General features: G+C 47.1%; 10 protein-coding genes. 5 read left to right on the top strand and 5 right to left on the bottom strand.

Annotated features, from left to right (window positions below; translation table 11 throughout):
- Positions 1-49: 49 nt before the first annotated feature.
- The 4 genes from ACM0OZ_RS03890 to ACM0OZ_RS03875 all read left to right on the top strand — a co-directional run bounded on the left by ACM0OZ_RS03890 (position 50) and on the right by ACM0OZ_RS03875 (position 4,455).
- A complete protein-coding gene (locus tag ACM0OZ_RS03890) occupies positions 50-1,687 on the top strand; it encodes an FAD-dependent oxidoreductase (protein WP_414581513.1) in 1,638 nt (545 codons plus the stop codon).
- The gene (locus ACM0OZ_RS03885; protein ID WP_332995083.1) at positions 1,684-2,013 is read left to right on the top strand and encodes a ferredoxin family protein; all 330 of its coding nucleotides are present in this window, start codon (positions 1,684-1,686) and stop codon (positions 2,011-2,013) included. The genes ACM0OZ_RS03890 and ACM0OZ_RS03885 overlap by 4 nt, the downstream gene beginning before the upstream one ends.
- 81 nt (positions 2,014-2,094) lie before the next feature.
- A complete protein-coding gene (locus ACM0OZ_RS03880; protein ID WP_414581512.1) occupies positions 2,095-3,006 on the top strand; it encodes a TauD/TfdA dioxygenase family protein in 912 nt (303 codons plus the stop codon).
- 72 nt (positions 3,007-3,078) lie between these two features.
- Entirely contained in the window at positions 3,079-4,455 is a 1,377-nt protein-coding gene (locus ACM0OZ_RS03875) for an LLM class flavin-dependent oxidoreductase (protein WP_414581511.1), read from the top strand.
- Between the two features lie 137 nt (positions 4,456-4,592).
- Here ACM0OZ_RS03875 and ACM0OZ_RS03870 read toward each other — a convergent pair whose 3' ends face one another.
- From ACM0OZ_RS03870 to ACM0OZ_RS03850, 5 genes are all read right to left on the bottom strand, one after another.
- On the bottom strand, positions 4,593-7,478 hold the full coding sequence (locus ACM0OZ_RS03870) for an NHLP bacteriocin export ABC transporter permease/ATPase subunit (protein WP_414581510.1): 2,886 nt from the start codon (positions 7,476-7,478) through the stop codon (positions 4,593-4,595).
- 53 nt (positions 7,479-7,531) lie between these two features.
- Positions 7,532-9,871, bottom strand: a complete 2,340-nt coding sequence (locus ACM0OZ_RS03865; protein WP_414581509.1) for an NHLP family bacteriocin export ABC transporter peptidase/permease/ATPase subunit — start codon at positions 9,869-9,871, stop codon at positions 7,532-7,534.
- On the bottom strand, positions 9,858-11,303 hold the full coding sequence (locus tag ACM0OZ_RS03860) for an NHLP bacteriocin system secretion protein (protein ID WP_414581508.1): 1,446 nt from the start codon (positions 11,301-11,303) through the stop codon (positions 9,858-9,860). Before ACM0OZ_RS03860 ends, ACM0OZ_RS03865 begins: the two co-directional genes overlap by 14 nt.
- A gap of 133 nt (positions 11,304-11,436) precedes the next feature.
- Positions 11,437-12,909: a radical SAM family RiPP maturation amino acid epimerase gene (locus ACM0OZ_RS03855; protein ID WP_414581507.1), complete on the bottom strand. Its 1,473-nt coding sequence runs from the start codon at positions 12,907-12,909 to the stop codon at positions 11,437-11,439.
- A gap of 248 nt (positions 12,910-13,157) precedes the next feature.
- Positions 13,158-13,466, bottom strand: a complete 309-nt coding sequence (locus ACM0OZ_RS03850; RefSeq protein ID WP_414581506.1) for an NHLP leader peptide family RiPP precursor — start codon at positions 13,464-13,466, stop codon at positions 13,158-13,160.
- Positions 13,467-13,907: 441 nt separating this feature from the next.
- Between ACM0OZ_RS03850 and ACM0OZ_RS03845 the strand changes: the two genes are divergently transcribed.
- Positions 13,908-14,165 (top strand): YlcI/YnfO family protein, encoded by a 258-nt coding sequence (locus ACM0OZ_RS03845; protein WP_414581628.1) that lies wholly within the window; start codon positions 13,908-13,910, stop codon positions 14,163-14,165.
- Positions 14,166-14,225 lie beyond the last annotated feature (60 nt).

Below are 14,225 nucleotides of genomic sequence, written 5' to 3'. Positions count from 1 at the left end.
CTCAGACTTGAGCGATTTGTATAAGTTTTATGGAGCAGAATCAGCAACCGTGAGTACTCATCATTCAGAGCCAGCATCTACTCCCAGTTCTCACCTAGATTTGGAAGCGGACGTCCTCGTCATTGGAGGTGGACCCGCAGGTACTTGGGCAGCTTGGAGTGCGGCAACTCAAGGGGCGAAGGTCATCCTCGTAGATAAAGGCTATTGCGGAACCAGCGGAGCCACAGCTGCTGCTGGCACAACTGTTTGGTATATTTCAAAAGAAGCGAACCGCGAGGCGGAGTTGTCCAGACGAGAAACGTTAGGCGGGTTCCTCTCTGAACGCTACTGGATGAATCGCGTCTTGGATCAAACCAGGATTAACCTAAATCGGCTAGTTGAGTGGGGCTATCCCTTTTCCCACGATGACAATGGGGATGTTTATCTTCCTTCACTGCATCAAGGTGCAGAGTATATGCGCTTGATGCGAAAACAGGTGAAAAAGGCAGGGGTGAAAATCCTTGACCATAGCCCTGCACTGGAACTGCTGGTGGATATAGACGGTGCCGTGGCGGGAGCAAAGGGGATTTCTCGGCAAACGGATGAACTGTGGACAGTCCGAGCGGCAGCGGTGATTCTTGCTACTGGGGGTTGTGCTTTCCTCAGCAAAGCCTTGGGCTGCAATGTCCTCACAGGAGATGGGTATCTCATGGCTGCCGAGGTGGGTGCTCAATTATCGGGCATGGAGTTTTCCAATGCCTACGCCCTGACTCCCGCCTTTGCCTCCGTTACGAAGGGCGCGTATTACCGCTATGCCACTTTTACTTATGAAGATGGTACTGTCATTGAGGGTGATTGCACAGGTGCCAGCGCCGCAAGCGTCGATCGCCGAGTTATTGCGCGTACATTGCTGACCCAACCTGTTTACGCTTGTATCGATAAAGCCTCTGAAGAAGAAAAAAGTTGGATGCGAACAATTCAACATAACTTCTTCTTACCCTTTGAACGAGTTGGGATTGACCCCTTCACGCAACGATTCCCCGTCACACTACGTTTCGAGGGAACCGTGCGCGGCACAGGTGGATTGCGGATTGTTGATGAAACTTGCGCCACATCTGTTCCCGGTCTTTATGCGGTTGGAGATGCCGCAACGCGAGAACTCATCTGCGGTGGTGGATCGGGAGGTGGCAGTCCGAATGCGGCATGGGCGACTGCTTCTGGTTACTGGGCAGGCGAGGCAGCTGCTTCCTATGCTCGTCAATTAGGGGATAGGGTGAATCAGCGCTCAGTGCAGAGAATTGATGGCGCAGCGCTCCATCCTGACAGCAACACTACCTTTGACCCTATAGAAGTGATTCGAGCAGTGCAGGCAGAAGTGACTCCTTATAATCGCAACCTGTTCCGCACAGAACAAGGTCTGTCAGAATCACTTGATCGACTGCACGATTTGTGGAATGAAATTCGCAACACATCGTTTCTGTCAAACCAGCAAGCAATACAAGGTAGGGAAGCTGCATCAATGGTCGCAACAGCACGGTGGATGTACGCCACTGCTTTAGAACGCAAAGAATCTCGCGGGATGCACAAACACGAAAACTATCCGCAACTAGATGCCAAACAACATCATCGTTTGATCAGTGGTGGACTAGATCATGTTTGGGTCAAGCCTGAACAAGATATTTCAGTGAGGCAGTTAGTAAAACAATGATTGAACTGGTCAGTGAATCTCGTTGTATCAAGTGCAATATTTGTGTAACCGCTTGCCCAACCAACGTCTTTGACAAAGTACCCAATGCTCCCCCTAAAATCGCTCGTAAAAGTGATTGCCAAACCTGTTATCTTTGCGAACTGTATTGTCCGGTCGATGCTTTGTTTGTTGCCCCTCAGGCAGACGAATCAGTTGCGGTCGATGAGGAGATGTTAGTCCAGTCTGGATTGCTCGGAACCTATCGCCAAAAGTTGGGATGGGGACGAGGACGCACCCCAGCAGCCCAAGCAGAACAATCTGCCAAATTCTTCAAATATTCTCCGTAGCTATTTTTTGTCAGATGTCGCACCCATAAATTGCATTTTTTTAATTTTGGATCACACATTCTACCTTGGAGAGATAAACACATGAGTACTAAAAACTTTGACATTCAACCAGTTGCAGGACGCATCGGTGCAGAGATTGTAGGTGTTAACTTGAGTGCTAACCTCAACAATGACGTTATCAGTGAAATCCGCAAGGCTCTAGTTCAATACAAGGTAATCTTCTTCCGTAACCAGCAACTCGATGCTAATGGGCAGGTCGCTTTTGCTCGCCGATTTGGTGAAGTTACCACGGCTCACCCCACAGTACCATCGTTTCCAGGACACCCAGAAGTCCTTGACCTGAATTACGGTCGAACCGCTACCCGTGCAAACAACTGGCATACTGATGTTACATTTGTAGACCGCCCGCCACTCGGCTCTATTTTAAGGGCGCTTGTTATTCCGCCATCAGGAGGCGATACTATCTGGGCAAACACGGTGAGTGCATACCAAGATTTACCAAGGCATCTGCGTAATCTCGCTGATGAGCTTTGGGCTGTACATAGTAATGCCTATGACTATGCAGAAGCCGCAGTAGAACTTTCTGAAGAGACTAAGGCTTACCGGAAAGTCTTCACATCGACTGTATATGAAACTTTGCATCCAGTAGTGCGCGTCCATCCAGAATCTGGAGAGCGGGGACTATTCATTGGTGGTTTTGTTCGCCAGATTCGCGGACTATCAACGACTGAATCGGACGACATTCTGCGACTGTTGCAGTCATATGTGACACGTCCTGAAAACACCGTTCGTTGGCGTTGGCAAGTTGGTGACGTGGCATTCTGGGATAACCGCGCTACTCAACATTATGCAATTTACGATTACGGCGACCAACCCCGCCACGTTCAGCGAGTGACTATCGCTGGCGACCTCCCAGTTGGCATTGACGGTAAACATAGTGAGGCAATCAAGGGGAATTCTTCAGCATACATTCCAAGCTTGGTCACTGCTTAATACCGATTCAGACATACTACCAGGTAAAACAGTTCATTTAGTTAGCATTCGACATATCTCTAAAATAAAAGAATGAGTACGAAAAGACAACTGAGACTAGGTGCATTTTTAATGAGTTCTGGTCATCACGTGGCGGCGTGGCGACACCCAGATGCGCGAGCAGATGGTGGCCTGAACTTCCAGCATTTTAAGCAAATCGCGCAGACGGCAGAACGGGGAAAATTTGACATGATTTTCTTCGCTGATGGTGTGGCTGTGCGCGACCGTGGTAAAGGAACTGAAGCTTTGAGCCGCAACTCGGTCGTACACTTTGAACCTCTCACTTTATTATCAGCTCTGTCTGTGGTGACCGAGCGCATTGGATTGACGGCGACGGTATCAACTACATACAACGAACCTTTTCATCTCGCCCGCAAGTTTGCGTCGCTCGACTATCTGAGTGGTGGTCGCGCCGGATGGAATCTCGTGACCTCCGCGACCGTTGCCGAAGCGAAAAACTTCAGCCGTGAAAAGCACATGGAGCATACACTGCGCTATGAACGTGCCAAAGAGTTTGTGGATGTGGTGACAGCGCTTTGGGATAGTTGGGAAGATGATGCCTTTTTACGCGACAAGGAATCAGGGATTTACTTCGATCCTGACAAGCTGCACATTCCGAACCACAAAGGCGAGCATTTTTCGGTGCGCGGTCCGCTGAATGTAGCACGTCCAATCCAAGGGTATCCGGTTATCATTCAAGCCGGGTCTTCTGATGACGGGCAGGAACTTGCAGCACAGACAGCGGAGGTTATTTTTACTGCCCAGCAAACGCTTGCGGAAGCTCAGACTTTCTATGCGGGTGTGAAGGGAAAACTCGCTAAATACGGACGTTCTCCCGACCATCTTAAGATTATGCCCGGTGTGTTCCCGGTAATTGGCAGGACTGAGCAGGAAGCCAAGGACAAATACGAACAGCTTCAGGAATTGATCCATCCGCAGGTTGGATTGGGTCTACTCTCAGGGCTGGTAGGCGGAGTTGATCTATCCGGTTACCCACTAGACGGTCCGCTTCCAGAGCTACCAGAAACCGAACTTGCAAAAAGCCGCTTGAAGCTGGTGACCGACCTCGCCCGAAGAGAAAATTTAACTATTCGGGAGTTGTATTTAGCGATCGCTGGTGCGCGTGGACATCGAACGATATTGGGAACACCAGAACAGATTGCCGACCAACTTGAAGATTGGTTTGTCAACGGTGGGGCAGATGGGTTCAACATCATGCCGCCTTATTTACCAGGTGGTTTGGATGAGTTTGTAGAACTGGTGATTCCCGAACTACAGCGCCGGAGACTGTTCCGTACAGAGTATGAAGGTCGAACCCTACGCGAGAATCTTGGACTACCCCGTCCGGCAAACAAGTTTAGCACAGTTGCAGCTTCTCCTGAGCCAGCGACTGTTGGTGCATCTGCATGATTTTACCGAAAAATTGGGTTTAAAGCCCCGTCCTTATCTCGACTTTATCCATTTAGGCGGCGTAGCCCAAGGTATCGGTCAAGCGTTCCAACAAATCATATCAAGTCCGGCTAAATTGGCGATACCCCTACTTCGGTCTAAGCCATCTGTCGAGCCATCAATTGGGCAAACAGCCCTTGTTGAGAACCTAATTCCTCAAAACTTCCTTGTTGCACGACTCGACCTGCTTGAAGAACATATATGCGGTGAGCGTTCCGGATAGTGCTGAGGCGGTGGGCGATCGCTATCCGGGTAACTTGCAGCTTTTCCAAACTTTCACTGACAATCGCTTGGGTTCTGTTATCTAAAGCACTTGTCGCCTCATCGAATAACAAAATTCGGGGTTTCAATGCCAAAGCCCGAGCAATGAGGAGCCGTTGTCGTTGTCCCCCAGAAAGATTCCCACCTCCTTCACTAATCACAGTATGCATTTCCATTGGCATGGCTGCAACATCGTCAGCAAACCCAGACATCCGAGCTGCTTCCCAAGCTTCATCTAGTGTAATCTGAGCACCACCAGCGATATTGTCGAAAATGGAAGCTGCTGTCAGTTGACCACCCTGCAAGACGACACCCAACTGTCGGCGCACTGCGTCAACATCTAACCCAGACAAGTCTTGACCATCGTAGTAGATGGTACCAGCTTCTGGAGTTTCAAACCCCAGTAGTAATCGGAATATAGTCGATTTACCACTTCCAGAGCCTCCTACCAAAGCAATAAACTCCCCAGGCTGTGCAGAGATACTCACATCATCTAGCGTCAGCGGTCCATCATTCCGGTAACGGAAGGTAACATGATCCACAACAATTCTGCCTATAAGCTTGCCAGGATCAGCTTTACTAAGATCCACTTCCGGTACGGTTGCCAAAATTGGCTGGGTGCGTTTCCACTGAGGGATGACTTGCAAAACTTCAGTAACTGTATTGCTTAAGTCTGTGGTTCCCCTAATAAAGTTGCCAAAGGCTGTGTTGAAAGCTAAAAAAGTGCCAAGGGATAATCCGATACCTCCTGAAGTCTTAGCCTCCTCAAGCAGGCTGATGGTAAACCAGAAGAGTACTCCAGAAGTTAGTGTGGGCATCACTGTATTGAAAAGTGCAACAACATCTTCAACTTGCTGCGTGCTGAGTTCAAGCTTAATTTGCCGAGTGTAGTTTTTACTCCAAGAGGCGAAGGCGCGATCCTCAGCGCCAGCAATATGCAGTTTAGAAATCCCATTGATTAACTGCACCGTTTGTCCAAAAATATTTCCCTGCAATTCCAGCAGTGGACGAACCTTACGGACGAGGAGTGTGCCAGAGAGTGTAGTGATAGCGATCGTTACTACAGCGACAGCAACAGCAACTAGAGCTAATTTGAAATTGTAGTAAAACAACTGCCCCAAGTAAAATAATGCAAAGAGACTGCTAATGAGATTTATCAGCGTCCTGCCACTGAGTTGACGACGGATCGTACTAATTGATGATACGCGGGACTGAAGGTCGCCTGTTGTGTACTGACGAAAAAAAGATACAGGTAGGTTCAGCAGCCGATCCCACACAGCAGCTTGAGTGGAAGCGTCACTAGCCGTTTCCATCCGCAGGATAGCAAACCCTTGAGTTAGCTGAAATAGAGCCGTCCCCAAAGCAGCAACCAGCAGCCCCAGCCCAACTTGCAGCAATAAGCCCCTGTCGCTATCTGGAATCGCGTTGTCCATCAGAATTGCAGTTGCTTGAGGTGTCACCATCCCTAGTAATGTCACGGCAATGCCTGTAATTAAAATGGCAAGCAGTTCCTTTCCACGTCCTTTAAGTGCAAACTGGACTAGATCCCAAGCTTTGAGTGCTTTATCGGGCAAAGACCGATAAAACATATAGGCAACTGGAGCTAGTGTTACAGCTATTTGCTCATCCACTTTCACGCGGGTCTGCTCAATGGGGTCAAACATTTCATAGGAAGTTGCAGAAACGCTCAACAGCGCCACTGGACGGTTATCCTCCTGAGTATAGGCTACCATTGGACCGGAATCTTTCTCCCACCAGTTGTCCCGTAACAGCACTCGCCGCATCCGGATGCGCGAAGCCCGCACAATTGCCTCTAGTGGTTCCTTGACCCGCTTGAGGTTTTCTGAACGAGCAGGAGGGCGAATTTTCACACCCATAGCCCTTCCCACTGCACCAGCAGCAACCAACAAAGGTGTACCTTCTAGGAAAAAGTCCCCGTCTTGGTAGTTCAGGGTCGATGCTAGTTCCCCTAGAGCTTCCGCTGTGACTTGACGATTGAGACGTTGGCGATCGCGCAACCGTTGTAGTTCTTCCTGCGCTTCTTGCTCATCCAACAGGTAAGTGTAGTGCAAAAGTTGAGTATGAAGCTGGGACAGCCCTGCAAGAATAGTATCTGAGTTGCGGATTTCTGAAGTGGCAAGAGTGACAAGCTGAACCCCCTCTACAGCTTCTAGCCAAATTCTGTCGTTCAGGGGAAAAGTTCCTGCTGTACTTGTCAGGGTGAGTTCCTCAAACCCCATCAAGCGAACAGTTCCTTGAGTCAGGTGTACCCAACAGACAACACCCGTTTCAGGCTGGAAAGTCTGACCATTGTTCAGAGAAAATCGTGCTTGTCCAGAAGCCCTCACCTGAATCGCTGGTGTGGCAAAGTGGGAGAGTGCAGTACCGAGTTGCTCAAGCCAACCTTCCAAAGCGGCGATCGCCCTAGCATCTGCATTGGCTACTAACTCACTGAAATATTCCTGATTTACTTGTAGCAATTCTGTCTCTCCCATCGGCACTGCCAAAATCAGGCGCTGCTGATTGCCAGACGCAGCAGCAGTTCCGAAAAGTGCCTCCCCCTGCTTAATACTGAATAGATAACGGCGAGTACCTTCTATAACACCATTTTTAACTGTGACGGCAAACAACGCCATAGAGCCAGACTGGATCACCCAAACCTTAAAAGGGTCATCCAGAAGTATTGGCTCATTGCCCTTAACTATATAAAGTTGCCCCTGCATTGTCGCTTTGCTCCAATTAAAAATTATTTTTTTGAATTTTGAATTTTGAATTTTTAGAGCGCTTCTCCTTCCGTGCGGATCAACCGCGAGTACACACCTTCAACTTGCCACAATTCTTGGTGAGTGCCTCGTTGTACCACCTTTCCGCGTTCCAAGACGATAATTTCATCACAGTCTCGAATCGTGCTTAATCGGTGTGCGACAATAATGCAAGTGCATCCGCGTCGCCGGAGATTCTCGTCAATGATTTTTTCCGTCTCTGCATCCAGGGCGCTGGTAGCTTCATCCATGATGAGTATAGAGGGGTTGTTCACAAAAGCACGAGCAATTTCCAGCCGTTGTCGCTGACCTCCACTTAAATTAGCAGCACCTTCTATCAGTTCTGCATCGAACCCCCCAGACATTGAGAGAACCACATCGGCGATCGCTGCATCTTCACAAGCCCGTATCAGGTTTTTGTCTGATATAGTGGCATCCCAGAGGGTCAAATTGTCCCTCACAGTTCCGCCAAACAGCAGAATATCTTGTTCCACCATTGCGACAGAGTTAGTAAGTAGCTGGTGGGCAATCTGCTCTCTAGGTTTACCATCAAATAGAATTTCTCCCGCCCAAGGTTCATAAAGCCCGCTGACGATTTTGGCAACAGTAGACTTACCAGAGCCGCTTCCACCTACCAACGCTACTCGCTGTCCGGGTTTAATTGAGAGATTAAAGTTTTCAATGAGGGGGGGGTCTAGGCGGCTATAGCCAAATGTGATGTTTCGCAACTCGACATAGCCCTGTAATCTTGGCAGAAGAGATGAGGAAGATGAGGAAGATGAGGAGGATGAGGGGGATGAGGGGGATGAGGAGGATGAGGAGGATGAGGAGGATGAGGAGGATGAGGGGGATGAGGAGAATGTTACTGTCCCATCTGCGCTGTTCCTCTTTTCTACTTGCGAATCTATCGGGTTGTCCAGCACATCATCCAGGCGAATCAAATTGCCTTCTAGTTCTTGGAGGGTAGTGCCAAAGTTGACGAGATTGTTCACAGGCTCTTGGAAGCTGTGCATCAGACCTTGAAAGGCTACGAGCATCCCGATGCTGAGGTGTCCATCCATCACCCGTAAACCGCCTACAATCAATAAGAGCATCGAAGAAAGGGCGGATAGGAGGGTAGGTAAAACTGAAAAAGTCTGATTTGTTACCCCTAGTTCCTGCTGGGAATTGATAGCCTTGGTGTAGTAACCTGACCACCGAGAAAAGAAATCCGACTCTAACCCAGATGCTTTAAGTGTTTCTATACTTTGAAGAGCGGCAATCGACGCGCCAGCAGCTTTACCATATTCTTGTATCAATCGTTGATTGGCGTCTACGCGTTGACGGGAAATCCACTGTAACGTTAAAACATTCACGGCAGCAAAGCTAACCACAATCAATGTCAGTACCCAGTCATATTGGCACATAACTAGGGCGTAAAAAATGACCATGACCGCATCGATGACAGTAGTCGCCAACTTTCCCGAAAGGACATCAGCAACTTCGTCGTTGAGACTGGTGCGGTTAGTAATTTCTCCGGCAAAGCGTTGAGCGTAAAAACCAACAGGTAAACGCAGGATGTGCCAGAGAAAACGGCTAGACATCCCGACAGCTAGCTTAGTTTTCAGGCGGCGTAGGTAGCGTAACCGCAGTAGCGTTAGCGACCCTTGGAGTACGGTTGCGATCGCCATTGCCAAAAGCAGTGGACGCAGCCAGTGCTGTCGTTGCTCAACCAAGATGTCGTCTACAAACACTTGGCTAAATACGGGTACCGCCAGCCCGACAACGGTTAAGAAAAAACCCGCAATTAAACAGTAAACTAAAGCACCAGCAGCGCCCTGTAGCCGTTCCCACAGCGCTGTTACCATACTGGGTTTGCGACCACCTTTGGTGAACTCGGTGCCTGGTTCCATGACCAGCACCACTCCAGTATACCCCTCGTCAAATTCTTGTTGGGATACAGTTCGCGGTCCTGTGCCGGGGTCATTGAGATAAACCCGTTCTTTGCCAAATCCCTCTACTACAAGGAAGTGGTTGAAGTTCCAGAAGACAATATACGGAGGGCGCAAATCTTGCAGTTGCTTCAGTTCCTTTTTAAAACCTTTCGCCTGAAGTCCGTAGCTTCTGGCAGCTTTCAGCACGTTAGAAGCCTTGCTGCCATCGCGGGATACTCCGCACTCTTGACGCAGTTCTGGCAGTGGCACAATCCGTTTGTAGTAACCCAGAATAATTCCCAAAGCAGCAGCACCACATTCAACTGCCTCCATTTGTAGGAGAGTGGGGGTTTTTACCCGCATACCTCGACTTTGCAGCAGTTTTTGCAAGTACTGCAAAGGATTAATAGGTGTTACTAAAGTCGGATTAGTTGATACCACTGACAGACCTCAAGATAGGTAAAACGAAGGTGATGGGAGCGCGTTCTTCCACCTTGACTCGAACAACAGTGGTAGTTCCAGAAGAGATTTTCAGTTGTGGTCCGGCGGAAGAAGACCACTTGTAGCCGCTGCGGGTCGTGGAATCTGGCTCTAGGTCAGCGAAGACTTGCATAACTCCCTCCTGCTTTTCACCCACCAAACCTGCGACCACTTCTGGATTACCCACCACACTAGCGGCTGCTTCTCTTGTAATTGGAAATGGTGAGACAGTCGTGATAGTTCCCACAATGCCGCCAAAGCGTTCCCGCTTGACGGTTTGGGGGGTAATTTGGATCGTCATACCCGGTTGAATTTTCTTACCCTCCGCAACCGGAAAATAAGTTATGCCAACCAGCTTCTTGGATGAATTCTCCTCATCTATGCTCCCCAAGCGGGTTCCCGCATTGATGACCTGTCCGGGAGTCACAGTGAGTTCTAGAACGCGTCCATTGTGTTGACTGATAATCTGGCTGTTATTGCCTAGTTGTTGTTCGAGTTTGGCAATCTCTCGCTTGACTTCTTGAATCTCGTTTTTCCGGGTCGTTAAAGTTTGTAGGTCTTGTTGAGCGAGATTGGCTTCCTTACTTTTCTGTTCTTGCAACTGAGCCTGGATGTTTTTGATTTCGTTCAGGTTCGAGAGGTATTGCTGTTGTGCATCTGCTTCCTTAACATCGAGTTGCTTGAGCTGAGATTCAGCTTCATCAATGTTTACGCGGGCATCGTCATATTGCTGCCGCGCCTGTAGCACAGTATCATCGGCAACCGCTCCCTGTTTGAATAGCATCTGGCGGTTGTCCAATCTCTTTTTATAAGTAGGGAGCAGCCCCCGGAGTGTTTGCAAGCGTTGTTGTAAGTTCTGACGCTCGCGCTGGATTGACACAAGCCCTTTCTCTCTCAAGATAGGTGTCAAATCCTGCACAATCTTTAGTCTTTGCTCAAGAGTCAAGCGTTGCTCTTGGATTGCTTTTCTGTCAAGTTGCTGACGCTGCACTTGGAGCGAGCTAGCGTTACGATCCTGCTCTTCTAGTTGGACTAGTTTGGCGCGTGCTAATTGTAACTGCTTGCGTAGATCAACCTGGTCAACTGTTGCCAGTACGTCTCCCTTCTTGACGACATCCCCAACATTGACATTCAGAGTCAGTAATTGCCCTGCGCTTTTTGAGTGCAGCGGTACAACTGTACGTGGATAAATCAGTGCCCCTCGACCTTCCACGGTGATGGGAATGCGTCCGTAAATACTCCAAACGATAGCAACTGCCACCAAGGAACCTAAGGCGGTTAGAGGTAACCAGCTTTTAGGACTGACCACCTGCATCAGCTGGTCTAGTCTTTCAGGAGAAGATAAACGCTCAATTGATTCTTTTCGGAATAGGCTGCGCTTTTGGTCTAACATTTACGCTCACGTTACTGATATGAAAATTGGGTTTCAAGTAATGAATATCAGGTGTGAGGTTTTATGCTAAACTCAATAACCTACACCTTATACCAAAACCTGTTTAGACTGTTTAGAACTTATTGGTTCTAAATTAAGACTTGACAACCTTGGGTTTTGGCTCATCGTCTAAAACCCCTCTCTCAAACATAAGGTTAAGATTGTGAAATGTATAAGCAGGTGAGACTCCATGCTTTTCAAAGATAGAAGCAATATCTTCAGCAGTTTTGCCACCCTTATGTATAACCTCACCTAACTCCTTTAAATAGGGTTCATGGCGAAATTTAAAAGTTTTGAATTTGGTTGAGAGTTGAAAACCATCAGTAAGGCTTTCGTACTTCAAGTCGCGACGGAAATTGATTAAATCATTCGGTCTAACTGTGAGAGGCATATTATCGGTTATCATCCTTTCAAGGAGAATCTTTAGATCATGAGCGTCGGAGAAAGTTCCTTCGTCATAAACTATGTAGCCCAATGGCCACCTGTCACTAGCATTGCAAGGACTGATGAGTTTAACACTCCGGTCAACCATGTTGAATAAAAATCCTGATACACAGGCAATTGTCCCTTGCTCAGGGAATTCGTTATCTTCCTCTCCTTTGTTGAGGTTTCGCTCTCTTGCTCGTCCGGCATTAGCTTTAATCTTGTTAGCTTCCTTATTTTGGAGTGCTAAGCTGACTAAAGTTAGCTCTTCAGCACTGAATTCTTCATGCACTTGATTCAGCATTTTTAGGGAGAGAATGGAAAAACGATTGAGCAAGCATCCCTTCTTCCTTGATAGTTTCAAAAGCGCTCGGATGCGAGCTGGATCTTTCAGGGGTTGAGCTGTAGTGGTTTGGGGAAAAATTCCCAGGACTTCGTGAAAATCACTACAGAATCTCTCGTAGTCTGGGTTGTCAAGTGGATCTGATGCCCAGTAGCAAAAGCCAGCACCTGCCGCAGGTCCAAGTATCTCTTTCATTAATTCAAGTACTTCATACCACAATTTTGCGTTTTCTTGGTTGTAAATAAAAATATCGCCCAAACGAGGTGCAGAGACACCACAGAACCAGCATCCTACAGAGCACCCCTTACTCAGTTCAAAACAAACAGGAGCATGTACTAGTGTATCTTGAAGCCACTTTTTAAACTGACTCCTAGTACGAGCAATCTGTCGCTCTCGCCACGCTTTAAAGCGTGGCTCACTAGAAGAAGAGGCAATAGACTGCATGAGTTCACATACTCTGCTTTCATCAAAAAATTCGTGCCATTGCCTCAAAGATGCAGAAATTGGAACTCGTTCACCAACTTCTTTAAGAAATTTTAGATCCCATAACGGTCTAATTTCTTCAGGATCCACTTTTAGACCGTAACGGGCGATAGTCTTGTATGGTTCTACAGCTACCTGATTTTGAAATTCCGGATCTGCAGTCCATCTCTCCATGAAACGTTTTATATGACTGACACAGACTGTTTCAATATTGTTTGGTTGTTCTAATTTCAATGTCTTATTTTTACAGGCTTGAATAACTTGAGTAATTAATCTATTTGCCAGTTCTGCACTAGAGTTTTGAATTGGTTTAGACATAAGAAAAACCCTTTATTTTCAATGATTTTTAAGCTAATTTACAATTATACGAAACTATAAATATGTAAATTTTTGTTTGATGTAAATACGAAAATAGTAACTATTGCTTAATTATCAAAGCAACCTGAGAACTAGTCTTAAAAAGACGGCAGGAGTAGGAAACTTATATAAACACCTGCCGATTTGAACAAAACTACTCTAATTGTGGTAGTAGATTACAAACGAAACTAATACGTTTTGGCGCTAATCTACCAACCTACTAAGAAGCTAGGAGTTACAACATGACCTCTTCCTCCTGCTACAGCTTCCAAGGCTTCTTCAGATAGTTCTTCAGAAACTTGGGGAGTTTTAGGAAGCGTTAGATAGAGAGTATCTGAAGTTTCTTCCATTACTCGAATTTTAAGATTTTCGGGAAGTTGTTGACCCAACTCTCTTTCATAAACTGCTTTAGTGTTCTCAATCAGTTCCTGCTTGAACGCTTCATCTTTCCAAGCTTTAGCAATTAGGTTCGATTCAAATTCATGTCTGCTTTGTGGTTGAGATGTTTGGTTGGACATATGAAAGGCTCCTTGAATTAAGCTTTACATTTAATAGTGTATGAAGTCTAAACTCTGGATACAATGCATTTTTTTCAGTTTAATAATCGCATTTTTTTTGCTGCAAATTATCCTGAGATGAAGTAAAAGAAATATTGTATAGTCCACTTTTGTAGCTGATACCTCCTTAGGACTGTGGTAACGCAAAAAAGGCTGCCAAAGCAGCCTTGAAATATAGGTAGTAAAAGCTGAATTTGTATAGTCCTAAGCAGTCAGCCTACTGGGTGTATATTTGCATGCATCGGGATGCTAAGAAATGACCACGCCCCGCGATAGAGTGCAGGCGGCAACAGCCTCGCCCACTGCCGCAATCATCAGACTTTTTTCACAACTCTACAATTTACGCTACCGTAAAAGTGGTTACATCACTTGATATCACAACATGATCGCAAAAAAGTGAATATGGAACGTGAGGCAGTCACAATCCGGTTTCCTATTGCTCTGCTAAAACAAGCAAAACAGCTTAAAGATGGCGGGGAGTCATTCAATGAGCTTGTGGTTGAAGCAGTGGAACGAGAGGTCAAACGACGACAGGCTATTGCTACCCATCAGAGTATCTTAAAAAGACGTGCCCAAATCAAGGCTAGAACTGGCGTACACCCAAATGCTAATGCTCTAATTCGTAGCCTTAGAGAAGGGGATAGGGGATTTTTTCAGTAAATTTGGCAAACAGGTGGCAGAAATGACCGCTGTGGCGATCGCCTACTGCCGCCTTTGATT

It is taken from the genome of Scytonema sp. PCC 10023 (genome assembly GCF_963920835.1).
Classification (GTDB): Bacteria; Cyanobacteriota; Cyanobacteriia; order Cyanobacteriales; family Nostocaceae; genus Kalymmatonema.
The sequence above is the reverse complement of the archived record's forward strand: the minus strand, read 5'-3'. Positions and strand labels throughout refer to the sequence as shown.

What these genes read in the sequence shown, in the direction of transcription:
- ACM0OZ_RS03880 (WP_414581512.1), top strand. Translation starts at nt 2,095, where the DNA reads ATGAGTACTAAAAACTTTGACATTCAACCAGTTGCAGGACGCATCGGT.
- ACM0OZ_RS03850 (WP_414581506.1), bottom strand. Translation starts at nt 13,466, where the DNA reads ATGTCCAACCAAACATCTCAACCACAAAGCAGACATGAATTTGAATCG.
- ACM0OZ_RS03875 (WP_414581511.1), top strand. Translation starts at nt 3,079, where the DNA reads ATGAGTACGAAAAGACAACTGAGACTAGGTGCATTTTTAATGAGTTCT.
- ACM0OZ_RS03860 (WP_414581508.1), bottom strand. Translation starts at nt 11,303, where the DNA reads ATGTTAGACCAAAAGCGCAGCCTATTCCGAAAAGAATCAATTGAGCGT.
- ACM0OZ_RS03855 (WP_414581507.1), bottom strand. Translation starts at nt 12,909, where the DNA reads ATGTCTAAACCAATTCAAAACTCTAGTGCAGAACTGGCAAATAGATTA.
- ACM0OZ_RS03870 (WP_414581510.1), bottom strand. Translation starts at nt 7,478, where the DNA reads ATGCAGGGGCAACTTTATATAGTTAAGGGCAATGAGCCAATACTTCTG.
- ACM0OZ_RS03885 (WP_332995083.1), top strand. Translation starts at nt 1,684, where the DNA reads ATGATTGAACTGGTCAGTGAATCTCGTTGTATCAAGTGCAATATTTGT.
- ACM0OZ_RS03845 (WP_414581628.1), top strand. Translation starts at nt 13,908, where the DNA reads ATGGAACGTGAGGCAGTCACAATCCGGTTTCCTATTGCTCTGCTAAAA.